The 24,067-nt window shown below is 66.1% G+C and carries 27 protein-coding genes and 1 pseudogene; 10 read left to right on the top strand and 18 right to left on the bottom strand.

Annotated elements, in window-relative coordinates:
• Positions 1-162 precede the first annotated feature (162 nt).
• Positions 163-2,295, top strand: a complete 2,133-nt coding sequence (gene metG / locus ACSFA0_RS16020) for a methionine--tRNA ligase (RefSeq protein ID WP_435451259.1) — start codon at positions 163-165, stop codon at positions 2,293-2,295.
• An 18-nt stretch (positions 2,296-2,313) separates the two neighbouring features.
• On the opposite strand, the gene ACSFA0_RS16015 is transcribed toward metG, so the two are convergent.
• Positions 2,314-2,814, bottom strand: a complete 501-nt coding sequence (locus tag ACSFA0_RS16015; protein ID WP_435451258.1) for an outer membrane protein assembly factor BamE — start codon at positions 2,812-2,814, stop codon at positions 2,314-2,316.
• Between the two features lie 38 nt (positions 2,815-2,852).
• On the opposite strand from ACSFA0_RS16015, the gene ACSFA0_RS16010 reads away from it, so the two are divergent.
• Positions 2,853-3,059, top strand: a complete 207-nt coding sequence (locus ACSFA0_RS16010) for a DUF3460 family protein (RefSeq protein ID WP_435451257.1) — start codon at positions 2,853-2,855, stop codon at positions 3,057-3,059.
• A 48-nt stretch (positions 3,060-3,107) separates the two neighbouring features.
• Positions 3,108-3,905: a segregation and condensation protein A gene (locus ACSFA0_RS16005; RefSeq protein WP_435451911.1), complete on the top strand. Its 798-nt coding sequence runs from the start codon at positions 3,108-3,110 to the stop codon at positions 3,903-3,905.
• A gap of 15 nt (positions 3,906-3,920) precedes the next feature.
• On the opposite strand, the gene ACSFA0_RS16000 is transcribed toward ACSFA0_RS16005, so the two are convergent.
• The 4 genes from ACSFA0_RS16000 to ACSFA0_RS15985 form a co-directional block, all read right to left on the bottom strand.
• A complete protein-coding gene (locus ACSFA0_RS16000) occupies positions 3,921-4,919 on the bottom strand; it encodes an NAD(P)H-dependent glycerol-3-phosphate dehydrogenase (protein ID WP_435451256.1) in 999 nt (332 codons plus the stop codon).
• Positions 4,920-4,940: 21 nt separating this feature from the next.
• The gene (secB, locus tag ACSFA0_RS15995) at positions 4,941-5,396 is read right to left on the bottom strand and encodes a protein-export chaperone SecB (RefSeq protein WP_435451255.1); all 456 of its coding nucleotides are present in this window, start codon (positions 5,394-5,396) and stop codon (positions 4,941-4,943) included.
• A 113-nt stretch (positions 5,397-5,509) separates the two neighbouring features.
• Positions 5,510-5,770 carry a glutaredoxin 3 gene (gene grxC / locus ACSFA0_RS15990; RefSeq protein ID WP_435451254.1) on the bottom strand — a complete coding sequence of 87 codons (261 nt, stop codon included), beginning with the start codon at positions 5,768-5,770 and terminating at the stop codon, positions 5,510-5,512.
• Positions 5,771-5,803: 33 nt separating this feature from the next.
• The gene (locus ACSFA0_RS15985; protein ID WP_435451253.1) at positions 5,804-6,211 is read right to left on the bottom strand and encodes a rhodanese-like domain-containing protein; all 408 of its coding nucleotides are present in this window, start codon (positions 6,209-6,211) and stop codon (positions 5,804-5,806) included.
• 95 nt (positions 6,212-6,306) lie between these two features.
• Here ACSFA0_RS15985 and gpmA point away from each other — a divergent pair, with 95 nt between their 5' ends.
• From gpmA to ACSFA0_RS15970, 3 genes are all read left to right on the top strand, one after another.
• Positions 6,307-7,050, top strand: coding sequence for a 2,3-diphosphoglycerate-dependent phosphoglycerate mutase (gene gpmA / locus ACSFA0_RS15980; protein ID WP_435451252.1), 744 nt, complete (start codon positions 6,307-6,309; stop codon positions 7,048-7,050).
• 76 nt (positions 7,051-7,126) lie between these two features.
• Entirely contained in the window at positions 7,127-8,569 is a 1,443-nt protein-coding gene (locus ACSFA0_RS15975) for a S41 family peptidase (protein WP_435451251.1), read from the top strand.
• Between the two features lie 13 nt (positions 8,570-8,582).
• Positions 8,583-9,344, top strand: a complete 762-nt coding sequence (locus ACSFA0_RS15970) for a HesA/MoeB/ThiF family protein (RefSeq protein ID WP_435451250.1) — start codon at positions 8,583-8,585, stop codon at positions 9,342-9,344.
• A gap of 22 nt (positions 9,345-9,366) precedes the next feature.
• Here ACSFA0_RS15970 and ACSFA0_RS15965 read toward each other — a convergent pair whose 3' ends face one another.
• Positions 9,367-11,373 (bottom strand): AsmA family protein, encoded by a 2,007-nt coding sequence (locus ACSFA0_RS15965; protein ID WP_435451249.1) that lies wholly within the window; start codon positions 11,371-11,373, stop codon positions 9,367-9,369.
• A gap of 315 nt (positions 11,374-11,688) precedes the next feature.
• Here ACSFA0_RS15965 and ACSFA0_RS15960 point away from each other — a divergent pair, with 315 nt between their 5' ends.
• Complete coding sequence (locus ACSFA0_RS15960) at positions 11,689-12,087, top strand: response regulator (protein WP_435451910.1); 399 nt, start codon at positions 11,689-11,691, stop codon at positions 12,085-12,087.
• 29 nt (positions 12,088-12,116) lie between these two features.
• Here ACSFA0_RS15960 and ACSFA0_RS15955 read toward each other — a convergent pair whose 3' ends face one another.
• Positions 12,117-12,749 carry a response regulator gene (locus ACSFA0_RS15955; RefSeq protein ID WP_262075092.1) on the bottom strand — a complete coding sequence of 211 codons (633 nt, stop codon included), beginning with the start codon at positions 12,747-12,749 and terminating at the stop codon, positions 12,117-12,119.
• Positions 12,750-12,856: 107 nt separating this feature from the next.
• Between ACSFA0_RS15955 and ACSFA0_RS15950 the strand changes: the two genes are divergently transcribed.
• From ACSFA0_RS15950 to ACSFA0_RS15940, 3 genes are all read left to right on the top strand, one after another.
• Complete coding sequence (locus ACSFA0_RS15950; RefSeq protein WP_435451248.1) at positions 12,857-14,224, top strand: CHASE3 domain-containing protein; 1,368 nt, start codon at positions 12,857-12,859, stop codon at positions 14,222-14,224.
• A gap of 160 nt (positions 14,225-14,384) precedes the next feature.
• Positions 14,385-14,759, top strand: coding sequence for a hypothetical protein (locus ACSFA0_RS15945; protein WP_435451247.1), 375 nt, complete (start codon positions 14,385-14,387; stop codon positions 14,757-14,759).
• A gap of 125 nt (positions 14,760-14,884) precedes the next feature.
• Complete coding sequence (locus ACSFA0_RS15940; RefSeq protein ID WP_435451246.1) at positions 14,885-15,457, top strand: ferritin-like domain-containing protein; 573 nt, start codon at positions 14,885-14,887, stop codon at positions 15,455-15,457.
• Positions 15,458-15,527: 70 nt separating this feature from the next.
• Here the strand turns inward: ACSFA0_RS15940 and ACSFA0_RS15935 are convergent, their stop codons facing one another.
• The 11 genes and pseudogenes from ACSFA0_RS15935 to ACSFA0_RS15885 form a co-directional block, all read right to left on the bottom strand.
• Positions 15,528-15,908, bottom strand: a complete 381-nt coding sequence (locus ACSFA0_RS15935; RefSeq protein ID WP_435451245.1) for a BON domain-containing protein — start codon at positions 15,906-15,908, stop codon at positions 15,528-15,530.
• A gap of 134 nt (positions 15,909-16,042) precedes the next feature.
• Positions 16,043-16,240, bottom strand: coding sequence for a CsbD family protein (locus ACSFA0_RS15930; RefSeq protein ID WP_435451244.1), 198 nt, complete (start codon positions 16,238-16,240; stop codon positions 16,043-16,045).
• 130 nt (positions 16,241-16,370) lie between these two features.
• A pseudogene (locus tag ACSFA0_RS15925) lies at positions 16,371-17,200 on the bottom strand (DUF429 domain-containing protein).
• A gap of 46 nt (positions 17,201-17,246) precedes the next feature.
• On the bottom strand, positions 17,247-17,669 hold the full coding sequence (locus tag ACSFA0_RS15920; protein ID WP_435451243.1) for a BLUF domain-containing protein: 423 nt from the start codon (positions 17,667-17,669) through the stop codon (positions 17,247-17,249).
• Between the two features lie 5 nt (positions 17,670-17,674).
• Positions 17,675-18,406 (bottom strand): GTP cyclohydrolase I, encoded by a 732-nt coding sequence (gene folE, locus ACSFA0_RS15915; protein WP_435451242.1) that lies wholly within the window; start codon positions 18,404-18,406, stop codon positions 17,675-17,677.
• A gap of 64 nt (positions 18,407-18,470) precedes the next feature.
• Complete coding sequence (locus tag ACSFA0_RS15910; RefSeq protein ID WP_435451241.1) at positions 18,471-19,229, bottom strand: endonuclease/exonuclease/phosphatase family protein; 759 nt, start codon at positions 19,227-19,229, stop codon at positions 18,471-18,473.
• Positions 19,226-19,699 (bottom strand): dihydroneopterin triphosphate diphosphatase, encoded by a 474-nt coding sequence (gene nudB / locus ACSFA0_RS15905; protein ID WP_435451240.1) that lies wholly within the window; start codon positions 19,697-19,699, stop codon positions 19,226-19,228. Before nudB ends, ACSFA0_RS15910 begins: the two co-directional genes overlap by 4 nt.
• Before the next feature lie 7 nt (positions 19,700-19,706).
• The gene (gene aspS / locus ACSFA0_RS15900; protein WP_435451239.1) at positions 19,707-21,512 is read right to left on the bottom strand and encodes an aspartate--tRNA ligase; all 1,806 of its coding nucleotides are present in this window, start codon (positions 21,510-21,512) and stop codon (positions 19,707-19,709) included.
• 29 nt (positions 21,513-21,541) lie between these two features.
• The gene (locus ACSFA0_RS15895) at positions 21,542-22,165 is read right to left on the bottom strand and encodes a DUF502 domain-containing protein (protein WP_435451238.1); all 624 of its coding nucleotides are present in this window, start codon (positions 22,163-22,165) and stop codon (positions 21,542-21,544) included.
• Positions 22,166-22,174: 9 nt separating this feature from the next.
• Positions 22,175-22,510 carry an FmdB family zinc ribbon protein gene (locus tag ACSFA0_RS15890; protein WP_435451237.1) on the bottom strand — a complete coding sequence of 112 codons (336 nt, stop codon included), beginning with the start codon at positions 22,508-22,510 and terminating at the stop codon, positions 22,175-22,177.
• A gap of 85 nt (positions 22,511-22,595) precedes the next feature.
• A complete protein-coding gene (locus ACSFA0_RS15885) occupies positions 22,596-24,044 on the bottom strand; it encodes a high affinity choline transporter 1 (protein WP_435451236.1) in 1,449 nt (482 codons plus the stop codon).
• Between the last annotated feature and the right edge of the window lie 23 nt (positions 24,045-24,067).

Here is a 24,067-nt window from a genome sequence, read left to right as displayed (position 1 = left end):
ACGCTGACGGCGATTCATGCGAGCGCTGAATTGCGTCGATATGTTAGCCGATCGCCCCTTTGCCATGGCCTCCCGAGCCGCCGCCTAAAATCCCTCCCCCGCCCACGTCCGCGTGCGCTGCTCGTCCCCCGGCCTCCGATTCCTTCGCCAGAAAGCGCCCCCATGTCCGCCCCGCGCAAGCTCTTCGTCACCACCGCCCTGCCCTACGCCAACGGCAACTTCCATATCGGCCACATCATGGAATACATCCAGGCCGACATCTGGGTGCGGTTCCAGCGAATGACGGGCGCGGAGGTGAACTTCGTCGGTGCCGACGACGCGCACGGCGCGCCGATCATGATCGCGGCCGAAAAGGCCGGCAAGACGCCGCAGCAGTTCGTGGCCGACATCGCCGCGGGTCGCAAGCCCTACCTCGACGGCTTTCACATCGCCTTCGACAACTGGAGCTCGACCGATTCGCCCGAGAACCACGAACTCGCGCAGCAGATCTACCGCGACCTGAAGGCCAACGACCTGATCGAGACGCGGACCATCGAGCAGTTCTTCGACCCCGAGAAGAACATGTTCCTGCCCGACCGCTACATCAAGGGCGAGTGCCCCAACTGCCACGCCAAGGACCAGTACGGCGACAACTGCGAGGTGTGCGGCAAGGTCTACGCACCGACCGACCTGATCAACCCCTACTCGACCCTGACCGGCGCCAAGCCGCTGCTGAAGAACTCCGAGCACTTCTTCTTCAAGCTGTCGGACCCGCGTTGCGTGAGCTTTCTCGAAGAGTGGACGCAGAACGGCCAGCATGTGCAGCCCGAGGTCGCGCGCAAAGTGAAGGAATGGTTCAGCGTGCGCACCAACCCCGACGGCACCACCAGCGAGGGCCTGGGCGACTGGGACATCAGCCGCGACGCGCCGTACTTCGGCATCGAGATTCCCGATGCGCCGGGCAAGTACTTCTACGTGTGGCTCGATGCGCCCGTGGGCTACCTCGCCTCGCTGAAGAACCTGTTGGACAAGGCTTGCGTGGAAGCTGGCGACGGCGCCATCGGCTACACCCAGTACATGGCGCAGCCCGACCTGGAACAGGTGCACTTCATCGGCAAGGACATCATCACCTTCCACACGCTGTTCTGGCCTGCGATGCTGAAGTTCAGCGGACGCAAGACGCCCGACAAGATCTGCGTGCACGGCTTTCTCACCGTGAACAACGGCGAGAAGATGAGCAAGAGCCGCGGCACCGGCCTCGACCCGCTCAAGTACCTCAGCCTGGGCCTGAACGCCGAGTGGCTACGCTACTACCTCGCGGCCAAACTCAACGGCAAGAACGAAGACATCGACTTCAACGCCGATGACTTCGTCGCGCGCGTGAACAGCGACCTGGTCGGCAAGTACATCAACATCGCGAGCCGCGCGGCCGGCTTCATCGGCAAGCGCTTCGGCGGGCAGCTGGGCACGGTGTCGGACGATGGTGCGACCCTGCTGGCAGGGCTGCGTGCGGAGGCCGCCGCGATCAACGCGTCGTACGAAGCGCGCGACACGGCGCGGGCGCTGCGCGACGTGATGGCGCTGGCCGACAAGGTGAATGAGTACGTCGACGCCAACAAGCCCTGGGAGCTCGCCAAGAAGGAGGGCGCCGAGGCGCGGTTGCACGACGTGTGCACCGTCTGCATCGAGGCCTTCCGCCTGCTCACGCTGTACCTGAAGCCGGTGCTGCCCGCGCTGGCACTCAACGTCGAGGCTTTCTTGAACACCGAGCCGCTGACCTGGGAAGACGCTGCCACGCCACTGCCGGCCGGCCACACCATCGGCGACTACAAGCATCTGATGCAGCGCGTCGACGCCAAGGTGCTGGACCATCTCTTTGAGTCAGGTCAGCCCGCAGTGGCTGGCCCGGCTGCGCAAGCGGCGATCGAACCCGTCGCAAGCGACGCCACGCTGCCGGGGGGCGAAGCCATTGCCCCGACCATCGGCATCGACGACTTCACCAAGATCGACCTGCGCATCGCGAAGATCGTGAACTGCGAACCGGTCGAGGGCTCGACCAAGCTGCTGCGCCTGACGCTCGACGTGGGCGAAGCGCAGACGCGCAACGTCTTCAGCGGCATCGCATCGGCCTACGAGCCCGAGCAGCTGGTCGGCAAGCTGACCGTGATGGTCGCCAACCTCGCACCGCGCAAGATGAAGTTCGGCATCAGCGAAGGCATGGTGCTCGCCGCCAGCCACGCCGACGAGAAGGCCAATCCTGGCATCCACGTGCTGGAGCCGTGGCCGGGTGCAGTGCCCGGCATGCGGGTGCGCTGAGAAACTGCCGCCGCGGCGTCAGGGCGCCTCGGTGCTGCGATCAGGCGACGAGCCGCTGCGCAGCACGCGCAGGTCGTCGTTCAGCACGGCCGTGAACACCATCGGCGAATTCGGCGGCTGCACCCAGCGCCAGTCCCACTCGGTCTCGCGCTTGAGCGGATACGGCGTGACCTTGGCGGGCTTGCCGAGCATCTTGCGCAGGTCCTCCATCGACATGCCGGGCTGCACCTTGGCGAAGTTCGCGGGCGTGAGGACCTGGCGCAGCGCACGCATCTTGCGGTCCGGGCCGATGGTGATCATGTAGTTCTTCTGGCCGGCCGGCTGGCGGTTGTATTCGAAGACGCGGCCGTCCGGTGCGTCCCACACGTTCTCCGGCTGGCCGAATCGCGCGACCACGTCGGCTTCGGTGGAGACGCCCTCCTCCAGTTCCTTGATGGCCTGGTTGTCGCAGCCCGCCAAGGCCAGCAGTGCCGCCAGCACGCCCATGGTGATCGCCTTTCGCCAGTTTCCCTGTGTCATGTCCGTCCCCGGTAAAATCAGCCGCAAAGGTCCAGTCTATGTCCATCTTCGCCCGCCCCCACTACACCTCCGACGCCACCCAGTTCATCGACGAACTGAAGCAGAAGAAGCCCACGCTCGAGGCGGAACAGCGCGCCGGCCGCGCCCTGCTCTGGGACAAGGCCCTTGACCGCAGCCAGCTCGACGAATACGGCCAGGCCCGCGTGCCCCAGCAGCCGTACGTCTACCAGACCCAAGCCAAGTAAGTGCGGCCTGCTGCCACGCAGGACGACGGCCGCCCGCCGATCGCCGCCATGCCCGAGGTCGTCGACCAGGTGGCGCTGGCCCGGCTCTATGGGGAGCCGCTGTTCGCGCTGCCGAACGACCTGTACATCCCGCCCGAGGCGCTGCAGGTCTTCCTCGAGGCCTTCGAAGGCCCGTTGGACCTGCTGCTCTACCTGATCCGCAAGCAGAACTTCAACATCCTCGACATCCCGATGGCCGGGCTGACGCGCCAGTACCTGACCTACGTCGACCAGGTGCGCCGGACGAACCTCGAGTTGGCGGCCGAGTACCTGCTGATGGCCGCGATGCTGATCGAGATCAAGTCGCGCATGCTGCTGCCGCCCAAGAAGGTGGCCGACGGCGAGGAAGCCGAAGACCCGCGCGCCGAGCTGGTCCGCCGACTGCTCGAGTACGAGCAGACCAAGCTGCAGGCTGCGTCGATCAACGCCATGCCGACCTACGGCCGCGACTTCTGGAAGGCGCAGGTCACCATCGAGCAGTCGCTCAAGCCGCGCTTCCCGGAGATGAACGTGGTCGACCTGCGCGACGCCTGGGCCGACATCTTGAAGCGCGCCAAGCTCGTGCAGCACCACAAGATCTCACGCGAAGAACTCAGCGTGCGCGAGCACATGAGCATCGTGCTGCGCCACCTGCAGGGGCGGCAGTTCGTCGAGTTCGAGAAGCTGTTCGACGTGAGCCGCGGCGTGCCGGTGCTGATCGTCACCTTCATCGCCTTGCTGGAGCTGGGCAAGGAAACGCTGGTCGAGATTACGCAGGCCGAGGCCTTTGCACCGATCTACGTGCGGCTGGCCTACGCGCCGGTCTGAACCGGCGCGGCTGCATCAGACGACTTCGGACGCCGGGTCGCGGCCCATCAGCGCGGCGACGGCCTCGGCCGGCTGCACGCGGCCATCCAGCAGTGCAACGACCCCTTCGGCGATCGGCATTTCCACGCCCAGGTGCCGGGCGCGCTGCACCACGCTGCGGGCGCAATAGACGCCTTCGGCCACATGGCCGAGCGATTCCACCGCCTGCGCCAGCGTGCGGCCCTGCGCCAGCAGCAGCCCGACCTTGCGGTTGCGCGAGAGGTCGCCGGTGGCGGTCAGCACCAGGTCACCGAGGCCCGACAGCCCCATGAAGGTCTCGGCATGCGCGCCCAGCGCCACGCCGAAGCGGGTCATCTCCGCCAGGCCGCGCGTGATGAGCGCGGCCCGGGCGTTCAGGCCCAGCGACAGGCCGTCGCACAGCCCGGTGGCGATGGCGAGCACGTTCTTGACCGCGCCACCGACCTCGACGCCCACGATGTCCTCGTTGGCATAGACGCGCAGGCTCGGCCCGTGGAAGGCCTCGACCAGTGCGGTCCGCACATCGGCGTGCGCGCTCGCCGCCACCAGCGCGGTGGGCTGGCAATGCGCGACTTCCTGCGCGAAGCTGGGGCCGCTGAGCACGCCGGCACGCATGGCGGGGGCGACTTGGGTCTGGATCTCGTGCGGCAGCAGCCCGAACGTACCGGGGCCGGCGGCGGCCTCGACGCCCTTGCACAGCCAGGCGACCGGCATCGTGAGCGCCACCAATGCGCCCAGTTGCTCGCGCAGGGCCGCCATCGGCGTGGCGACGATCACCAGGTCGGCATCGCGCGCGGCGGCCTGCGCCGGGCCGCCGATCAGGCGAAGCGAGTCCGGCAGTGCAATGGAAGGCAGATAACGCGCGTTCTGCCGCGAAGCGGCCATCGCAGCCCGCTGGACGTCATCGCGCGCCCACAGCGTGACCGCATGCCGGTCGGCTGCGTTGACAGCGAGCGCGGTGCCCCAGGCACCGGCGCCGAGCACGCAGATCCTCATCGGTGCGGTGCGCCGATGCGCTTACTGCGTGGTGATGGGCGACGGCTGGCCGGCGGCTGCGGCCTGCTGCTGCTCGAACATGGCCTGGAAGTTGATCTCGGCCAGGTGCACCGGCGGGAAGCCGCCGCGCTGGATCACGTCGGCCACGTTGCCGCGCAGGTACGGGTAGACGATCTGCGGGCAGGCGATGCCGAGGATCGGACCCATCTGGTCTTCCGGCAGATTGCGGATTTCGAAGATGCCGGCCTGCTTGGCTTCGACCAGGAACACGGTGCGGTCTTGCACCTTGGTCTGCACGGTGGCCGACACGGTGACTTCGTAGATGCCGTCGGTCACGGGCTGGGCGTCCACGCCGAGCTGGATGTCGACGGTGGGCTGTTCCTGTTCCAGCAGGATGGCCGGCGAGTTGGGCTGCTCGAGCGACAGGTCTTTGAGGTAGACGCGCTGAATCTGGAACACGGGATCTTGGTCGGCCATGGCTGAACTTTCGGGTATCAAAACAACGCCCGCCCGGAAAGCGTTCCGGCGCGGGCTGAGAGGATGAACGGACGATTATCGCCCTTGCGAATGACGGCCCTTCAGACCGCTTTTCACGCCGCCTGCAGCAGCGGCATCAGGCCGCCGCGGCCGTCCAGCGCGATCAGGTCGTCGCAGCCGCCGACGTGCGTGTCGCCGATGAAGATCTGCGGCACGGTGCGGCGCTGCGTCGTTTCCATCATGACGGCGCGGGCCTGGGGGTCGGTATCGATGCGGATCTCTTCGATCTGCTCGACACCCTTGCTCTTGAGAATCTGTTTCGCGCGAATGCAGTAGGGGCAGACGGCGGTCGTGTACATCTTGACGGCTTGCATGGTCACTTCCAATCCCGCGGCCCGGCGGAATGCTCAGGCCTTCTCGACGGGCAGGTTAGCTTCTTTCCACGATTTGAGCCCGCCGCCCACGACTTGGGCCTGCTCGTAGCCGAGCTTTTTGGCCGTCGCCAGCGCGCGCTGAGCGCGGGCACCCGAGGCGCACATCAGCAGCACCGGCACCGACTTGTTCTTGACAGTGCCGGGCAGCTTCTGCTCGAGCTGGTCGAGCGGCACGTTGCGTGCGCCGGTGGCGTGGCCCGCGGCGTATTCGGCGGCGTCGCGCACGTCGATCATCACGGCGCGTTCACGGTTGATCAACTGCACCGCGCCCTGCGCCGTGAGCGACCCGCCACCCGTGCCGCGGATCAGCGGCCAGGCCAGCATGGCGCCCGAGCTGACCGCAATCAGGATCAGCATCCAGTTGTCGACAATGAATTTCACGGTGTTCCTTGAATGGCAAACCGCGGATTTTAGAATGGCGCATCCGGCAGCCGCCTGCCCTTCCCCTCCATCCCCCCGCCCAAAGGCCTTTTCTCATGCACAAACTGGTACTGATCCGCCATGGCGAGTCGACCTGGAACCTCGAAAACCGCTTCACCGGCTGGACCGACGTCGACCTGACCGACACCGGCGTCGAGCAGGCCAAGCAGGCAGGACGCCTGCTCAAGGCCGAAGGCTACGACTTCGACGTGGCCTACACCAGTGTGCTCAAGCGCGCCACCCGCACGCTCTGGCATACGCTCGACGAACTCGACCGCACCTGGCTGCCGGTGGTGCACTCGTGGCGCCTCAACGAGCGCCACTACGGCGGCCTGCAGGGCCTGAACAAGGCCGAGACCGCCAAGAAGTACGGCGACGAGCAGGTCCTCGTCTGGCGTCGCAGCTACGACACGCCACCGCCGCCGCTGGAGGCGAACGACCCGCGCAGCGAACGTTCGGACATCCGCTACGCCAAGCTCTCGCCCGAACAGATTCCGCTGACCGAGTGCCTGAAGGACACGGTCGCCCGGGTGCTGCCCTTCTGGAACGAGTCGATGGCGCCGGCCATCCGCAGCGGCCGCCGGCTGGTGGTGGCGGCGCATGGCAATTCGATTCGCGCGCTGGTCAAGTACCTCGACGGCGTGTCCGACAGCAACATAGTCGGCCTGAACATTCCGAACGGCATTCCGCTGGTCTACGAGCTCGACGACGAACTCAAGCCGCTGCGCCACTACTACCTCGGCGACGCCGCTGCGGCGGAGAAAGCGGCCGCCGCCGTGGCCTCGCAGGGAAAAGCTTGATCGGTTTCAAGGAACCTCGGCAAGCGAATGGCTTCAAAGCTAGCTATATTGCCTTGACACCCGACTAGGACACCCCATGGGCCAGAAACTGAAAATCACCGGCTGGGTTGCAGCCGGCGCCGTGGCCGGCGTGCTGACCACCGTCTCGCTGCAGACCGTCGCGCGCGGCTCCTTGGCCCCCCTGCCGCTGGAAGAACTGCAGCAACTGGCCGCCGTCTTCGGCATGGTCAAGAGCGACTACGTCGAACCCGTCGACGAGAAGAAGCTCATCTCCGACGCCATCTCCGGCATGGTCGCCGGGCTCGACCCGCATTCGCAGTACTTCGACAAGAAGTCTTTCAAGGAATTCCGCGAGGGCACGACCGGCCGCTTCGTCGGCGTCGGCATCGAGATTTCGCAGGAAGACGGCCTGGTGAAGGTCGTCTCCCCCATCGAAGGCTCTCCCGCGTTCCGCGCCGGCCTCAAGCCCAACGACCTGATCACCCGGATCGACGACACCGCCGTGCGCGGCCTGTCGCTGAACGACGCGGTCAAGCGCATGCGCGGCGAGGCCAACACCAAGGTGCTGCTGACCATCTTCCGCAAGGACGAGAACCGCACCTTCCCGGTGACGATCACGCGCGAAGAAATCCGCACGCAGTCGGTCCGCGGCAAGGTCATGGAGCCAGGCTACGGCTGGATCCGCCTGTCGCAGTTCCAGGAGCGCACGGTCGACGACTTCGTCAAGAAGGTCGAAGAGATCTACAAGCAGGAGCCCAACCTCAAGGGCCTGGTGCTCGACCTGCGCAACGACCCGGGCGGCCTGCTCGATGCGGCCGTGGCCATTTCGGCGGCCTTCCTGCCCGAGAACGTGACGGTGGTGTCGACCGACGGCCAGCTGGCCGAGAGCAAGTCGGTCTACAAGGCAGCGCCGGAGTTCTACCAGCGCCGTGCCGGGAGCGACCCGCTGCGCGGCCTGCCGGCGGCGCTCAAGACGGTGCCGCTGGTCGTGCTGGTCAACGAAGGCTCGGCCTCGGCCAGCGAGATCGTCGCCGGCGCCTTGCAGGACCACAAGCGCGCGACCGTGATGGGCAGCCAGACCTTCGGCAAGGGCTCGGTGCAGACCGTGCGCCCGCTCGGCCCCGACACCGGGCTGAAGATCACGACGGCGCGCTACTACACGCCGAGCGGCGCCTCGATCCAGGCCAAGGGCATCGTGCCCAACGTGCTGGTCGACGAAAGCGCCGAAGGCAGCCCCTTCGCCGCCCTGCGCATGCGCGAGGCCGACCTCGAAAAGCACCTGGCCAGCGGCCAGGGCCCCGAAGTCAAGGACCCGGAACGCGAGAAGGCCCGCGACGAAGCCCGCAAGCGCCTCGAGGAAGAAGCCAAGAAGCCGCCGCAGGACCGCAAGGTGCCCGAGTTCGGAACCGACAAGGACTTCCCGCTGGTGCAGGCGCTCAACCGCCTCAAGGGTGCGCCGGTGCTGGTCAGCAAGACCCAGGTCATCGTCGAGAACAAGGACGAGAAGAAAGAGAACTGAGGAGTCGGCGCGCGTGGACGACGACGCCCTGTTGCGCCACTCGCGCCACATCCTGCTGGAGGAATACGGCATCGACGGCCAGGCGCGCGTCGATGCCGGGCATGCGCTGGTCATCGGCGTCGGCGGGCTGGGCTCGCCGGTCTGCCTCTACCTCGCGGCAGCGGGCGTCGGCCACATCACGCTGGTCGACGACGACCACGTCGACCTGACCAACCTTCAACGCCAGATCGCGCACACCACCGTGCGTGTCGGGCACCCCAAGGTGGCGTCCGCCGCGCAGGCGATGCACGCGATCAACCCGGACATCGTCATCGTCACGCACGCGCTGCGCGCCCACGACGCGATGCTCGGCACCCTGGTGGCCACTGCGGACGTGGTGATCGACTGTTCGGACAACTTCGCCACACGGCAGGCGGTCAATCGCGCCTGCGTTGAACACGCCAAGCCGCTGGTGGCGGGGGCCGCGATCCGCTTCGATGGGCAGCTCAGCGTGTACGACACGCGGGATGCGGCCTCCCCCTGCTACGCGTGCGTGTTCCCGCCGGATGCGGACTTCGAGGAGACGCGCTGCGCTGTGCTGGGCGCTTTCGGCCCGGTGGTCGGCACCATTGGCACGTTGCAAGCGAGTGAGGCGTTGAAACTGCTTGCGGGCATCTCGCCGTCGATGGCCGGGCGCCTGCTGATGTTCGATGGACGCGCCACGCGCTTCGACAGCCTGCAGCTGGCACGCGACCCGGACTGCCCGGTGTGCCGCCAGCGCCCGTCCGGGCAGTGACGCCACAGCGAGCCTCCGGCTTTTACTGTTTGGCGGCCTTGCCCTTGGCCGCACCGTCGGTCGCGGCCTTCGAGGCCGGCTGGCGCGCCTGCTTCAGCACTTCCTGGCAATCGGCGTCTTCACCCGGCCCGGTCTCGATCGTCGCGACCAACGCCAGCAACGGGTTGATCGCGCCCAGCGCCAGCGCCGCGAGCCCCCGCGCCGCCAGCGGCGCCGCCTCGACGCCGCCCGACGGTGACCCGAAGGTGCCGCCGATGACCAGTGGCGTGCGCAGCGACAGGATGCTCATGTCCTTGGGCTCCTGGCGCACCACGAAGTCGAGGGTCTCGTTCGCCAGGCTGGCTTGCCCCTCGGCATGGAAGACAGTGTCGGTGGTGTCGAAGACCAGACTGCGCCCGGCCATCACCCCCTTGTTCACGTCAAACGCGACAGCCGCACAGCGCAGGGTCACGTTGTTGTCGCCGCCCAGCAGGAACTTGATGATCTCGGCACCGTCGAGCCCCATGAATTCCAGCAGCAGATTACTGAACTCGCCACGCCCGGTGATGGCGCTCACGTCACCCGACGCGCCGCCGAGCCAACTCGCCACGGAATCGCCGCGGCCCGCCAGATTGATGCGCCCATCGAGCCGGCCGAAGCTGGTTCGCAGGGTCTCGACCTTGGGGATCAGCCGGTTGAGCTGCATCGCCTTGATCTGCAGCGAGGCACGGATATCCGCAGGCGCCTGCGTGGCATCGATCCGGATCGCACCGGCCAGCCGGCCAGATGCCACGCCCAGGTCGAGCGGGTCGAGCGTCAGCACGCCGTCTTGCAGCTTGACGTGGACGCTGCCCTTGTCGAGCGGGATCTCTCGCACATTGCGGATGCGGTCGGCGGTGTAACGCACATCGGCGTTCATCGCGCGCAGCCGCTCGAAGTCGAGCGTGGCCGTCGGCAACACCTTGCCGCCCGCGCGCTTCGTCTGCTCGACCGTGGGCGGCGGCGTGACGCCTTCCACCGCCTTGGCCAAACGCTCCGTCGGCGCCATGCCGATCAGCGGGCCGAGGTCGTCCATGTCCATCACGGTCGAACGCAGGCTGCCAGCCAATCGCGGAATCTTCTGACCCTGGTCGAACTGCATGTCGCCGCCGATGTCCGACAGGCCCAGCTTGCCCTTCATGCCCTTGGCTTCCCACACGGCCGCGCTTTTCTGCAAACGGCCGCTCAACGCATACGGGGACGTCTCAGGCAAGGCGATCCCCAGCAGACGGTAAAGATCGCCCAGGCTCTGGCCGCGCACGTCGAAATCGGCATCGATACCGTCGAGCCCGGTGAGCGCCGCCACCGTGCCCTTGGCCTTGAGCTTGGTCTGCCCTGCGGCTGCGTCGATCTCCAACGGGAACGGCGGCTGACCCGCCTGCGTGAGCTGAAGCACATTGCCGGTTCGCCCCTGCGCCGTCAGCGGTTGGCGCTGGTAGGTGCCCTTGATGCGGTAGCTCAGCGGCATCTCGCCGCGCGTGCTGTCGAAGTCCACGTCGGCATGCAGATCGACGCCCAGATGAGCGGCAAGGAAGTCGATCGCGCCCCGGTCCACCTCGACCAACCCGATGGTGGGCACCGTGCCTTCGTCCGACGTGTCCTTGCCGAGCGCCCAGGTTCGCCGTCCATCCTTTTCCATCTGGAGGCCGACCGTGGGTGACGTCAGGACGAGGCGCGGGATCACCACGGTCTGCCGCAGCAGGGGCCACAGGCGCAGTTCGACCTCGGCACGCTCGGCCTTCACCAAGTGCGGGTCTCGGGCCCAGGACGGGTTGGCGAACTCGACGCCGTCGAGCTTCACGGTGGCGCTGCGCCAGCCGAGGTCGACATCGAGTCGGCGAGTGATCTCGAATTTGCGCCCGGTTTTCTCGCTGACATAGCGGTTCACCGGTTCGCGCAGGGTGTTCCAAGGAAAAAAGACAACGACCACTACCAGCAGAAGGACGAGCGCACCCACGCTTGTACCGACGATGAGGACCCATCGCGGTACGCGAGAGAAATAGTGATGCATGGCTGTCCCTTTGTTGGCTCGCGTCTTCCTGACGAGGCAGAGTACCGCCACCACGCGGTGCGCAGTGGATGCCGTCAGCGCGGCTGCGCAAGCCTAGGCGTTCAATGCGTGCGTGGCGGTCGGTGCCGCCCGTCTGGAGGTGTGGGCGATTGCCTACGGCGAAGTGCCTCGAAATGCAGTCAGAATCCACCTACAGGGCGAACCCGCATCGCCCGGCACCATCCTCCACGCAGTCGCCCACTCTCTCACGATGCCTTTCGCACGCACCGCAGACCATCCCGGGACACGCATGGGAGCCCGCTCTTCGACGTGGACATGCGCTTGAGAACCTACATCGTCGAAGACAACGCCACGATCCGCGAGAACCTTGTCGGCACGCTGGAGGAGCTCACCTGCATCGAGGCCATCGGCCATGCGGAGGCAGAGGGGGAAGCGCGCCAATGGTTGATGGACCATCCCGACGATTGGGATCTGGCGATCGTCGACCTGTTCCTGAAACAAGGTAGCGGCCTCGGCGTGCTGCAGGCGTGTGCCGCACGGCAGCCGCATCAGAAGGTCGTGGTGCTGAGCAACTACGCGACGACGGAGATCCGCAAGCGCTGCGCCGAATTGGGCGTGGATGCGGTCTTCGACAAATCCAACGAGATCGACGCCTTGCTCGATTTCTGCATTGCACAGACAGCCGAACGCCGATCGAAGAGCAGCGCCGGCTGAGCATTGCACTCGGCCGGCGCCCTCGCCCATCAATCGATGAGCTTGTTCTTCAGCGCGTAGTAAGTGAGGTCGCTGTTGGAGGAGAGGTTCATCTTCTCCATCAGACGCGTGCGGTAGGTACTCACCGTCTTGACCGACAGCGACAGCGTCTTGGCGATGTCGCCGGCCGTCTCGCCCTTGGCCAGCTTCAGGAACACCTGAAACTCACGCTCCGACAACTGCTCGTGCGGCGCCGCGTCGTCCTTGCGGTCGAGCTGGCGTGCCAGCAGTTCGGCGACGGCCGGCGTGATGTAGCGACGACCCAGCGAAACCGTCCGGATGGCATTCACGATCTCGATCGGATCGCATTCCTTGTTGAGGTAGCCGCTCGCGCCCTGACGGATCAGGTTCATGGCGTAGTGCTCTTCGGGATAGCCGCTCAGGATGAGGATACCCACGTCCGGCGCCTTCGCGCGAATCATCGCCAGGGCGTCGATGCCGCTCTGGCCGGGCATCGACAGATCCATCACCAACACATCGAGCTCGGTCGTGCGAACCAGTTCAATCGCTTCACGCCCCGTGCCCGCTTCGCCGACCACACGCAGATCCACGTGCTCGGAGAAAAACTGGCGCAAGCCGGAGCGCACGATGGCGTGGTCATCCACAATTCCGATCTTGATCATCTGTTACCTTCTTTGTTTTCCTGCGCGTTCGATCGTCGCAATATGCTGAACCCTGAACGGCATCGATTATTCACGAATTTGACTGTCAGGCGTCTTGCGGAGCCCTCATGCGCTGGTTAGCTTTTCCGAAGATGGCCTTGAGTCTCGCGCTGGCCACCCTCGCCGCGTTGATGCTCATCGGCATCAACGAAGTCGGCTTCAGGCAGTCGCACCGGGCGCTGGTCGACGTGCGAGATGCGCAGAACGTCCGTCAGACACTCAACGAACTTCTACTGAACGTCGTCGATGCAGAAACGGGTCAGCGCGGCTATTTGTTGACAGGCGAAGCCAGATATCGCGAACCCTACGATCAGGCCGTGCGGAAGGTCGATGGACAGCTGAGCACTCTGCGCAGTCTGTATGCCGGGCGGCCCGACGAGATTGCACAACTCACGCAATTGACCACACACGTGGGGCGGAAGATGGCGGAGATGGACATGAGCGTCCGCCTGCGCAAGGACGGGAAGGAAGATGCCTGGAAGTTCGTCATCACCACCGAGGTGGGTCGCGAGGAAATGGATGCGATCCGTACGCAGGCCCATGCCCTCGTCGACCGGAGCGACGCCGCTTTGCGCCGTGGACAGGCGCAGATCGCGAAATCGCTGCGCCTCGCCCGGGTCGGCATCGCGCTGATCGCGGTCATTGCGCTTGTGGCCTTCTACCTGTACCTGCGGCAGACACATGCGCTGCGCTCGGTCGGCGAGCGTCAGCAAGAGGCCTTGCAGCGCGAGCGCAACGCGCTCGAAGCCGAGGTGCAGGAGCGGACCGCCAGCCTGGCCGAACTCGCCACCCACCTCCAGGAAGTTCGGGAGAACGAGCGCGGCCATCTCGCCCGCGAGCTGCACGACGAACTCGGCTCGCTGCTGACGGCCGCGAAACTGGACGTGGCACGGCTCAAGTCGCGACTCGCCGACGCCCCGGATGCGGCGCAACGGCTGCAGCATCTGACCGAGCTGCTCAACAGCGGCATCGCCCTGAAGCGCCGCATCATCGAAGACCTGCGCCCCTCCTCGCTCGCCAACCTCGGGCTGGTCGCCTCACTGGAGATCCTGGGCCGCGAGTTCGCTGACCGGTCGGGCCTTCAGGTCGAATTGGCGCTGGAGCCGGTGGTGCTCGACGAATCTCGGCAGCTCACGGTCTACCGCATGGTCCAGGAGAGCCTCACGAACATCGGCAAGTACGCGGAGGCGACGGAGGCGACGATCGTCATGAAGGACTACGGCACGCATGTCACGGTCGACGTGACGGACGACGGCAAGGGCTTCGATCCACAACGCCTGCGGCCCGCGACGCATGGTCTCGCCGGCATGCGCCATCGGGTCGAAGCCGCGCAAGGCAAGCTGACGGTGATCTCGTCCCCGGGCAAAGGGACGCGGGTGAGCATCATGCTGCCAGTCGGCGCATGGCTGCCGGCCGCTCGGCCGGTGGCAGGCTGACGCTCCTCTCCTACGACGCTCGCCCGCCGCTGCTGACAGGGCCCCCTGCTCCCGGCGCTATCGTTGACCCAAGCCGCTCCTTACCCGCTCCTTGCGGGAGCGCAACGTCGTTAGGATGGACAGGCCTGCACATTTCATCATCCTCAGAAAGGAACTTCCAATGAACATGAAGACAGCATCGCAGCTCGCCGACGAAGCTAACAAGACGGCCAATGACGCCATCGAATCGACCCGCGCCTATGCGCAAAACGCCGTGAACGCCGCAGGCGAGAAGGTTCGCGACCTCCGCCGTGAAGCCGAACCCACCGTCGAGCAAATCGCCGCCCGCGTCCAGCAGGCCGTTCAGCGCGGGCTGGACGCCGCCTCGACCACGAGCGCCCGCGCGCAGCGTCGTCTCGAGCAGGCCGCCGACGTGACCGGGAAATACATCGCGGACCAACCGATGCGCTCGGTCCTTATCGCGGCGGCCGCAGGCGCCGCCATCACCGCGCTGATCGTGCTGGCCAGCCGCCGCAGCCCGCGCGACGACTACTGAGCCTAACCCGGGTTTTCCTCCGCTCGACGCGGGCCGAATGAGAACCCGTGCCTTTCCATCCGGACGCTTTGGCGTCCGGTGTCGTTTTACGAACCGAAGAACAGTCCCTATTCAAAGGAGCCACGATGAATGCAACAGCTTCAGCCGCCGCGTCGACCGGCGGCAATTCCGAATCGACCGGCCGACTCACGCTCGACGAAGCGGCGATCGATGCCGCACGCAAGAGTCTCGACGACGGTGCCGTGACACCGAGCTATGGTCCGTGGCGCGATGACGTCGTCAGACTATTGAACGACGCACTGGCCACCGAACTGGTGTGCGTGCTGCGTTACAAGCGCCACTACTTCACCGCCAGCGGCGTGTCCTCGCCGGCCATCGCCGACGAGTTTCTGGTGCATGCGAACGAGGAGTCGGCCCACGCAGACCGTATCGCCGAGCGCATCGTCCAGCTGGGCGGCGACCCTGACTTCTCTCCTGCCACGCTGCTCCAACGCAGCCACGCCAGCTACGACGAGTCGGAAGACCTGCAGGCCATGGTCAAGGCAAATCTGGTGGCCGAGCGTGTTGCGGTCGAGACTTACCGCCAGATGATCGAGCTCATCGGCGACAAGGACCCGACGACCCGACGCATGCTCGAGGACATCCTGGCCGATGAAGAGGAGCATGCGGACGAATTGAAGGATTGGCTCAGCCGCTGAGCCTTCCCGACAGTCACAAAGAAAAACCCGGCGATGCCGGGTTTTCTCTGGATAAGACGGAACTCGCCAGTTACATGGCAGCAACGCTCAGCCGGTTGTCGACACGCGAGACGCCCTGGACGGCCTTCGCGATGTCGCCAGCACGCGACTTGGCCACCGCGCTCGGCGCTGGCCCCTGCAACGTCACGACACCATTCTTGGTATCGACGTCGATACGGGTCGCACTCAGTGCGGGGTCCTTCGCGAGACTGCTCGACACGCTGGCCGTGATCGACACGTCGTCGACCGTACCGGCCACCGCGGCGCCTGTCTCGCGCGCCGCGTCCTTCACGTTCGCAGCACCCTCGCGCAGCGCGGGTTCGGACGCAGCGACCTTGTCGCGCGCCTGATCCGCGAGGACTTCGGCCTTGTCGGCCACACGCCCTGCAGCATCCTGGGTCTTGGCGACCATCGCGTCGACTTGCTGCCCAGCTGTCCGACCGTCGCCCTGGTCACCACAGCCCACCAAACCGATCGCGAGCGCAAGGGCCGAGGCAGAAGCCCATCGACGTGCGTTTCTGGGCACACCTGCTCCGACGCCCATGATCACAGCTTGTCGGCGCCCGACTTCAGGGCGTCCTTCGTCTTTTCTTTCGCATCGCCGTAGGTGCTCTGCACCTTGCCGCCCACCTGCTCCGCTTCGCCCTTGGCCTCGAGCGACTCGTTGCCTGTCACACGGCCGGCCACTTCCTTCATCTTGCCCTTGGCTTGATCCACACGACCTTCGACTTGATCCTTGTTCATTGCGAACTCCTTGCTTGGGTTGCAACGGTTCGACCGAACCGTCTCATACGAATCTAGGACCGCGCACGCATGGAACAGGGGCGCGGGCACCGCATGGCGCTGTAGGACGGGGGCAGAGGCCGATGTCCCCCTACGCCGTCGCGATCCAGCCTTCGAGCGGGTCCATGTCGGCGGGCAGGCCGTAGCCGGGGCCGGCGCTGTCGCGCCGTGCCTGGCTCCACGCTGCCTGCACCAGGCAAAGGACCGCGTCGAGCGAATCGCCTCGGGCGTCCGCCAGCAACTGGTCGCGCTGCGCGTGCGTGAGCGACAAGCGCAGCCCGAGCCGGGTCTGGCCGCGTTCCAGCGCCGACAGCAGGTCGGCACGCGCGACCCAGCGGGGCGTGTCCTGGCGTGCGCTGGTGTCGCTCTTGTAACTGCGTCGGCCGATGAGTTCGCGCGCGAGCAGGCCAGGATAGGCCTCCAGCGCCACCTTGGCGCCATCGCCCGTACCGGCATGCAAGCCCGGCACACGGCGCCGGCCGCGAGCAGGCGAGGCACACCCGTGTGCAGCATGAAGGCGACGGGCGGGTTCACCCATTTCATCGAGGGGCTGGAGCCGGCCGGACCGTCGGTGTGACGGTGCGCGAACTTCCCGCCGACTGGGCGAGCAGCGCAGAAGGCGACGAAGGCGGTGCGGATGTCCGCACGGCTCATCGCCGTGTAGTGCGCCATCAGTTCGGGCCAAGTCGTCGGCCAGCCTAGTTGAAGCACCAATTCACGCGGAAGGCCGAAGGGCAAATCGAAGCCGCCGACCCAAGCGGGCGTGTCGACCAGCCATTGGCCCCAGCCATCGAGTGTCGTGAAGGGCAGCAGTTGCGACAGCGTCACACGTCCGCCGCGCTCGTGGCCAAGGGCCACGACGATCGGCTTGCGCGCAGTGGGTGCGCTGGAGAAATCACAGCCCAGCAGCGGTGGGGTCATGCGGTCGCTCTGCGGGCCGCAGCGCCAGCCACTGGTGCGGCGCGGCTCAGTTGCGCCCGACGATGGCCGCGGTGGCCATCAGCTCTTCGAGCAGCGCCAGCGACACCTTGCCGGACACCGCATAGGGGTCGAGCTCGGGGCGTTCGGAATAGCGCAGCAGGATCGCGGCGTGGATTTTGGTGAGTTGCACCTGCCCCATCGTCCAGCCGCCGAAGCGGCGCTCGTCGATCTCTTCGTAATGCAGCAGCACCACATCCTTGTGACGAACATCCTGCTGGATGTGGCCGTAGAGCTCGCTCACCGCATTGCGCCCACCCTCGATGGCCTGCAGGAAAATGCCCGCGCCGTAACAGAGGATGCCGGTGATGCCGCAGGCCGTGTTGTGCGCCCGCGATTGGGCCAGGATCGCATCGATCGCAGGACTGCTGGTGTCGACGGCGCGGCTGGCATAGAGGAGGCGTACGAGCATGGCGTTCAGCGGTTGCGCGGCAGGAGGGAAAGAAATTCGCGGCGGAGGTTCGGGTCTTTCAGGAACACGCCGCGCATGACGGAATTGATCATCTTGCTGTCCATTTCCTTCACACCACGCCAGGCCATGCAGAAGTGCTCGGCCTCCATGACCAGCGCCAGGCCGTCGGGCTGTGTCTTCTGCTGGATCAGGTCGGCCAGTTGCACCACCGCCTCTTCCTGGATCTGCGGGCGGCCCATGATCCATTCGGCGAGGCGGGCGTACTTCGACAGGCCGATCACGTTGGTGTGCTCGTTGGGCATCACGCCGATCCACAGCTTGCCGATGATCGGGCAGAAGTGGTGCGAGCACGCGCTGCGCACGGTGATCGGGCCGACGATCATCAGCTCGTTCAGATGCTCCGCGTTCGGGAATTCGGTCAGCGAGGGTGGGGGTACATACCGACCGCGAAAGACCTCGTTGAGATACATCTTCGCGACACGGCGGGCCGTGTTGTCGGTGTTGTGGTCGTTCTCGACGTCGATGACCAGGCTGTCGAGCACAGCCTTCATCTTGACTTCGACCTCGTCGAGCAATGCATCGAGCTCGCCCGGCTGCAGAAACTCCGCGATGTTGTCGTTGGCGTTGAAGCGCTTGCGCGCAGCCTTCAGGCGCTCGCGGATCTTGACGGACACGGGCGTACCCTCGTCATCGGCCGGGGTGTCGGAGGGCGGGGGGGCGTCGGTCTTCCTGAGCATCCGGGAATCGTACCAGCGAAGGCCGAAACACATGCCACCCAGGGCACTCTGGCGCCGTGAGGCGCTATGAGTGAGGGAGCGCGAAATCCGTCAGCAGCGGCAGGTGGTCCGACATCCGTGCCCAGATCGGGCCGCGCGGGACCGTGCAAGCGGCAGGCGCCAACTGACGTGCGTAGATGAAATCGAGCTGCGTGACCGGCAGGCGCGACGGATAGGTCAGCGTGGGCGGACCGCGCAGGTCGCTGGAGTCGCGCAGGCCCATGGCATTCATCGCATAGCGCATGCGCGCGCCCCAGTCGTTGAAGTCACCGGCGACGATCAGCGCGTCTTCCGGCGGTATCTCGCGGTCGATGAAGTCCTTCAACTGCGCGATCTGCCGCACCCGGCTGCCCTTGATCAGACCCAGGTGCAGCACGATCGCATGCACCATCCGGCCGTCGACCTCGATCTGCACATGCAGCAGGCCGCGCTGCTCGAAGCGGTGGTCGGAGATGTCCCGGTGCGTGGTGCGCACCACCGGCCAGCGCGTGAGCAGCGCATTGCCGTGCTCGCCATGGCGGGTGATGGCGTTGGTTTCGTAAACGGCGGTGTAGCCCTCGGGTGCCAGGAAGTCGGCCTGCGGCATGTCGGGCCACCGGGCGAAGCGCAAGGCGCCCTGCCGGTTCATCTTGCGCACTTCCTGCAAGCAGACGATGTCGGCGTCGAGGCCCTCGATGGCGTGGCCGAGGTTGTGGATCTCCAGCCGGCTGGCCGGCCCGATGCCCTGCACGCCTTTGTGGATGTTGTAGGTCGCCACCCGAAAGGTGTTCGCGGTCGCGTTCATCGGACAAATTGTGGCAGCAGCAGGATGGCTTCCGCATTGGAAGGGGAAAAGCAGGCGTCCGCCGCGTCGCGGTAAGGCAGCCATTGCCAGGCCGTGTGCTCGCGCGGCGACAGCACCGGCACGATGCGTTCGGGCACGCACAGCCCGAACAGATGCTCGGTGTTGCGTGTGACGCCGGGCGCGTAACGCGCGCGCCAGCGCGGGTAGATGTCGTAGACGTTATGCAACTGCCAGTCGTGCAGCTGCGATGCCAGCGCGGTGCCGGGCCTGCAGTCGATGCCGGTTTCCTCGGCCACCTCGCGCGCAGCGGTCCAGGCGATCGGTTCGTCGGCCGTGTCCTTGCTGCCCGTCACCGACTGCCAGAAATCTTCGGCGTCGGCGCGGCGGATCAGCAGCACGTCGAGGGCCGGCGTGTGGATCACGACCAACACCGACTCCGGGATTTTCCAGGGCCGGGGGCTGGTCGTCATGGCTGCATCAGACGGCCTGGGGTGTGTTGCGCAGCTTGATGTGCAGTTCGCGCAGCTGCTTCTCGTCGACCGGGCTCGGCGCCATCGTGAGCAGGTCCTGCGCGCGCTGGGTCTTGGGGAAGGCGATCACGTCGCGGATCGACTCGGCACCGGTCATGAGCATCACGAGGCGGTCCAGGCCGATGGCGATACCGCCGTGCGGCGGCGCGCCGTACTGCAGCGCGTCGAGCAGGAAGCCGAACTTGAGCTGGGCGTCCTCGGCGCTGATCTTGAGCGCGCGGAACACCTTGCTCTGCACTTCCTCGCGGTGGATACGCACCGATCCGCCGCCCATCTCGATGCCGTTGAGCACCATGTCGTAGGCCTTGGCGATGCACTTCTCGGGCGCGGTGTCCATGAGGTCTTCATGGCCGTCCTTCGGTGCGGTGAACGGATGGTGCACCGCCGACCAACGCTGGCCTTCCTCGTCGAACTCGAACATCGGGAAGTCCACCACCCAGAGCGGTGCCCAGCGGTCTTCGAACAGGCCGGCCTTCTTGCCGAAGGCGCTGTGGCCGATCTTCACGCGCAGCGCGCCGATGGCGTCGTTGACGACCTTTTCCTTGTCGGCGCCGAAGAACAGGATGTCGCCGTTGCGCGCACCGGTGCGCGCGATGATCTCGGCCAGCGTCGCGTCGTCGAGGTTCTTGACGATCGGGCTCTGCAGACCGTCGCGGCCGGCGGCCGCGTCGTTGACCTTGATGTAGGCCAGACCCTTGGCACCGTAGATCTTGACGAACTCTTGGTAGGCGTCGATCTCGCCGCGCGACATGCCGCCCTCGGCGCCGCCGCCCGGCACGCGCAGGGCCACCACCCGGCCGTCCTTCATGGTCGCGGCGTTCGAGAACACCTTGAACTCGACACGCTTCATCAGCTCGGTGAGTTCGGTGAACTCGAGCTTCACGCGCAGATCGGGCTTGTCCGAACCGTACTTGAACATCGCGTCGCCGTACGTCATGGTCGGGAACACCGGCAGGTCGATGCCCGCGGCGTTGCGGAACATGGTGCGCACCATGCCTTCGAACATCTCGCGGATCTCTTCCTCGGCGAGGAAGGACGTCTCGATGTCGATCTGGGTGAACTCGGGCTGGCGGTCGGCGCGCAGGTCCTCGTCGCGGAAGCACTTGACGATCTGGTAGTAGCGGTCGTAGCCGGCCACCATCAGCAGCTGCTTGAAGAGCTGCGGCGACTGCGGCAGCGCGAAGAAGCTGCCGTCGTGCACACGGCTGGGCACCAGGTAGTCGCGCGCGCCTTCGGGCGTCGACTTGCCGAGCATCGGCGTCTCGATGTCGATGAAGCCGTTGGCATCGAGGAACTTGCGCGTCTCCATCGTGACCTTGTAGCGCAGCATCATGTTGCGCTGCATCGCCGGGCGGCGCAGGTCGAGCACGCGGTGCGTGAGGCGGGTGGTTTCCGACAGGTTGTCGTCGTCGAGCAGGAAAGGCGGCGTGACCGAGGGGTTCAGCACCTTCAGCTCGTGGCAGAGCACTTCGATCTTGCCGCTCTTGAGGCTGTCGTTGGTCGTGCCTTCGGGGCGCGCACGCACCAGGCCCTTGATCTGCACGCAGAACTCGTTGCGCACGCCTTCAGCGACGGCGAAGGTCGCGGCGCGGTCAGGGTCGCACACCACCTGCACGTAGCCTTCGCGGTCGCGCACGTCGATGAAGATCACGCCGCCATGGTCGCGTCGCCGGTTGACCCAGCCGCACAGGGTGACGGTTTCGCCCATCAGGGCTTCGGTCACGAGACCGCAATAGTGAGAACGCATGGCCATAAGTCGATTCCGGCGCCGGGAACGGCGCGTTATTTGGAGGTTGCGAGGGTGGCAGGGCCGCCAGGGACGACCACACCCATCGAGACGATGTACTTGAGCGCATCGTCCACGCTCATCTTGAGTTCGATGCAGTCGCTGCGCTTGAGCATCACGAAGTAGCCGCCGGTGGGATTCGGCGTGGTCGGCACGTAGACACCGAGATAGTCGCCGCCGCCCAGGTGTTCGACCACGTCGGCGCCGGGCGTGCCGGTGACGAATGCGATGGTCCAGACACCTTCACGCGGCCACTGAACCAGCACCGCCGTGCGGAAGGCGTTGCCGTTTTCCGAGAACAGCGTGTCGGACACCTGCTTCACGCTCGAATAGATCGAGCGCACCACCGGAATGCGCCGCACCACCGCGTCGCCCCAGCCCAGCAGGCGCTTGCCGACGAAGTTGCTGGCGACCGCACCGACTACCAGCAGGATGGCGAGGGTGAACAGCACACCCAGGCCGCGCACGCGGTGCTCGGTCAGCCAGACCTGCCAGTGCTCGGGTAGCAGCCAGAGCGTCTGGTCGAGCGTGCCGATGATCCAGTTGAGCACGCCCAGCGTGATGACCAGCGGCACGATGACCAGCAGGCCCGACAACAGCCATTTGCGCAGCGCGTGCATGACGCGGCCTCAGTCGTTCTTGGTCGTCGGCGCCGGTGCGGGCGCCGGCGCAGGACTCGGGGCGGCCGCAGCGGGCGCCGGCGCCGGCGCAGCCGCACCGTCCGCCGCCGGCTTGGCCGGGGTGGCTGCATCCGCGGCCGGGGCGGCAGCGGTCTTGCCGCCGCCCTCGCGGAAGTCGGTCACGTACCAGCCCGAGCCCTTGAGCTGGAAACCGGCGGCCGTGACCTGCTTTTGGAAAGTGCTTGCCCCGCATGCCGGGCACACCGTGAGAGGGGCGTCGGACATTTTCTGCAACGCGTCTTTGGCAAAGCCGCAGGCGCTGCACTTGTAGGCGTAGATGGGCATGGGATGTGGAGCGGAAAATAGGCGGCGCAGCGGCCGCTCGCAAAGCCCACGATTATAGGGTCGCGCCCTGCAGGCGCCCCACCCTTCAGGCCGGGTCGACGGCCAGCGGTCGGTGCGGCGTGTGGGTGTTGGCCACCCACTGCGGCGCCAGCGAACCGACCCCCATGCCCACGAAAGCGGCGAGCACCCCGGCCAGCTGCGCCGGGAATGCTTCGCCCCAGGGCATGGCGAGGAACAGCAGCCAGGTGCCGATACCCCCCACCACCGCCGCCATCGCGCCCTGCGTCGTGGCGCGCTTCCAGTACAGGCCGCACACCAGCGGCACGAAGGCGCCGACCAGCGGCACCTGGTAGGCGCCCGACACCAGCTCGTAGATCGGCGTGCCCTGCATGCGGATCGCATAGGCCAGCACCGCCGCGCTGAACACCAGCACCGTGATACGCATGGTCAGCAGGTTCTCACGGTCGGTGCCGGCGGGCCGGAACTGGCGCCAGATGTTCTCGGTGAAGGTCACGCTCGGCGCCAGCAGCGTGGCCGAGGCGGTCGACTTGATGGCCGAGAGCAACGCGCCGAAGAACAGCACCTGCATCACGAAGGGCATCTTCTCGAGCACCAGCGTCGGGAGCACCTTCTGCGGGTCGTCCTTGAGCAGCGCGGCGGTCTGCTCCGGCATGATCAACAGAGCGCTCGCGACCAGGAACATCGGGACGAAGGCAAACAGGATGTACGCGATGCCCCCGATCACCGGCCCGCGCGTGGCCGCCTTCACGCTGTTGGCGGACATGACGCGCTGGAACACGTCCTGCTGGGGAATCGAGCCCAGCATCATGGTGATGGCCGCGGCGAAGAAGAACACCATGTCCTTGTAGTTGGGCTCGGGCCAGAACCTGAAGAGGTCCTTGCTGACGGCGAAGGCCACCACCTTGTCGGCACCGCCAGCCATCTGGCCTGCGAAGACGGCGATCACGGCCAGGCCGACGACCAGGATGATCATCTGGATGAAGTCGGTGACCGCGACCGACCACATGCCGCCGAACAGCGTGTACGCCAGGATCGACACCACACCGATCACCATGCCCAGCGACACACCGATGGCGCCGCCCGAGAGCACGTTGAACACCAAGCCCAGCGCCGTGACCTGCGCCGAGACCCAGCCCAGGTAGCTCAGCATGATGATGAGCGAGCAGGCCACCTCGACCACGCGGCCGTAACGCTCCCGGTAATAGTCGCTGATGGTCAGCAGCGTCATGCGGTAGAGCTTGCCCGCGAAGAACAGGCCCACCAGGATCAGGCAGGTGCCGGCGCCGAAGGGGTCTTCGACCACGCTGCCCAACCCGCCCTCGATGAACTTCGCCGGAATGCCCAGCACCGTTTCGGAGCCGAACCAGGTGGCGAAGGTGGTCGTGACGATCATGAAGAGCGGCAGGTGCCGCCCGGCGATCGCGAAGTCGGTGGTGTTCTTGACGCGCTTTGCGGCGTACAGGCCGATGGCGATCGTGACAAGCAGATAGACGATGACCAGGGTCAACAACACGACGGGCTCTCCTCGTTGATCAA

This window comes from Variovorax restrictus (assembly GCF_051216715.1).
Taxonomy (GTDB): domain Bacteria; phylum Pseudomonadota; class Gammaproteobacteria; order Burkholderiales; family Burkholderiaceae_C; genus Variovorax.
The sequence above is the reverse complement of the archived record's forward strand: the minus strand, read 5'-3'. Positions and strand labels throughout refer to the sequence as shown.

Excerpts from the sequence above, each read along its gene's own strand:
- metG (WP_435451259.1), top strand. The coding sequence starts at position 163 with ATGTCCGCCCCGCGCAAGCTCTTCGTCACCACCGCCCTGCCCTACGCC.
- ACSFA0_RS16015 (WP_435451258.1), bottom strand. The coding sequence starts at position 2,814 with ATGACACAGGGAAACTGGCGAAAGGCGATCACCATGGGCGTGCTGGCG.
- ACSFA0_RS16010 (WP_435451257.1), top strand. The coding sequence starts at position 2,853 with ATGTCCATCTTCGCCCGCCCCCACTACACCTCCGACGCCACCCAGTTC.
- ACSFA0_RS16005 (WP_435451911.1), top strand. The coding sequence starts at position 3,108 with ATGCCCGAGGTCGTCGACCAGGTGGCGCTGGCCCGGCTCTATGGGGAG.
- ACSFA0_RS16000 (WP_435451256.1), bottom strand. The coding sequence starts at position 4,919 with ATGAGGATCTGCGTGCTCGGCGCCGGTGCCTGGGGCACCGCGCTCGCT.
- secB (WP_435451255.1), bottom strand. The coding sequence starts at position 5,396 with ATGGCCGACCAAGATCCCGTGTTCCAGATTCAGCGCGTCTACCTCAAA.
- grxC (WP_435451254.1), bottom strand. The coding sequence starts at position 5,770 with ATGCAAGCCGTCAAGATGTACACGACCGCCGTCTGCCCCTACTGCATT.
- gpmA (WP_435451252.1), top strand. The coding sequence starts at position 6,307 with ATGCACAAACTGGTACTGATCCGCCATGGCGAGTCGACCTGGAACCTC.
- ACSFA0_RS15975 (WP_435451251.1), top strand. The coding sequence starts at position 7,127 with ATGGGCCAGAAACTGAAAATCACCGGCTGGGTTGCAGCCGGCGCCGTG.
- ACSFA0_RS15965 (WP_435451249.1), bottom strand. The coding sequence starts at position 11,373 with ATGCATCACTATTTCTCTCGCGTACCGCGATGGGTCCTCATCGTCGGT.
- ACSFA0_RS15960 (WP_435451910.1), top strand. The coding sequence starts at position 11,689 with ATGCGCTTGAGAACCTACATCGTCGAAGACAACGCCACGATCCGCGAG.
- ACSFA0_RS15955 (WP_262075092.1), bottom strand. The coding sequence starts at position 12,749 with ATGATCAAGATCGGAATTGTGGATGACCACGCCATCGTGCGCTCCGGC.
- ACSFA0_RS15950 (WP_435451248.1), top strand. The coding sequence starts at position 12,857 with ATGCGCTGGTTAGCTTTTCCGAAGATGGCCTTGAGTCTCGCGCTGGCC.
- ACSFA0_RS15945 (WP_435451247.1), top strand. The coding sequence starts at position 14,385 with ATGAACATGAAGACAGCATCGCAGCTCGCCGACGAAGCTAACAAGACG.
- ACSFA0_RS15940 (WP_435451246.1), top strand. The coding sequence starts at position 14,885 with ATGAATGCAACAGCTTCAGCCGCCGCGTCGACCGGCGGCAATTCCGAA.
- ACSFA0_RS15935 (WP_435451245.1), bottom strand. The coding sequence starts at position 15,908 with ATGGTCGCCAAGACCCAGGATGCTGCAGGGCGTGTGGCCGACAAGGCC.
- ACSFA0_RS15930 (WP_435451244.1), bottom strand. The coding sequence starts at position 16,240 with ATGAACAAGGATCAAGTCGAAGGTCGTGTGGATCAAGCCAAGGGCAAG.
- ACSFA0_RS15920 (WP_435451243.1), bottom strand. The coding sequence starts at position 17,669 with ATGCTCGTACGCCTCCTCTATGCCAGCCGCGCCGTCGACACCAGCAGT.
- folE (WP_435451242.1), bottom strand. The coding sequence starts at position 18,406 with ATGCTCAGGAAGACCGACGCCCCCCCGCCCTCCGACACCCCGGCCGAT.
- ACSFA0_RS15910 (WP_435451241.1), bottom strand. The coding sequence starts at position 19,229 with ATGAACGCGACCGCGAACACCTTTCGGGTGGCGACCTACAACATCCAC.
- nudB (WP_435451240.1), bottom strand. The coding sequence starts at position 19,699 with ATGACGACCAGCCCCCGGCCCTGGAAAATCCCGGAGTCGGTGTTGGTC.
- aspS (WP_435451239.1), bottom strand. The coding sequence starts at position 21,512 with ATGGCCATGCGTTCTCACTATTGCGGTCTCGTGACCGAAGCCCTGATG.
- ACSFA0_RS15895 (WP_435451238.1), bottom strand. The coding sequence starts at position 22,165 with ATGCACGCGCTGCGCAAATGGCTGTTGTCGGGCCTGCTGGTCATCGTG.
- ACSFA0_RS15890 (WP_435451237.1), bottom strand. The coding sequence starts at position 22,510 with ATGCCCATCTACGCCTACAAGTGCAGCGCCTGCGGCTTTGCCAAAGAC.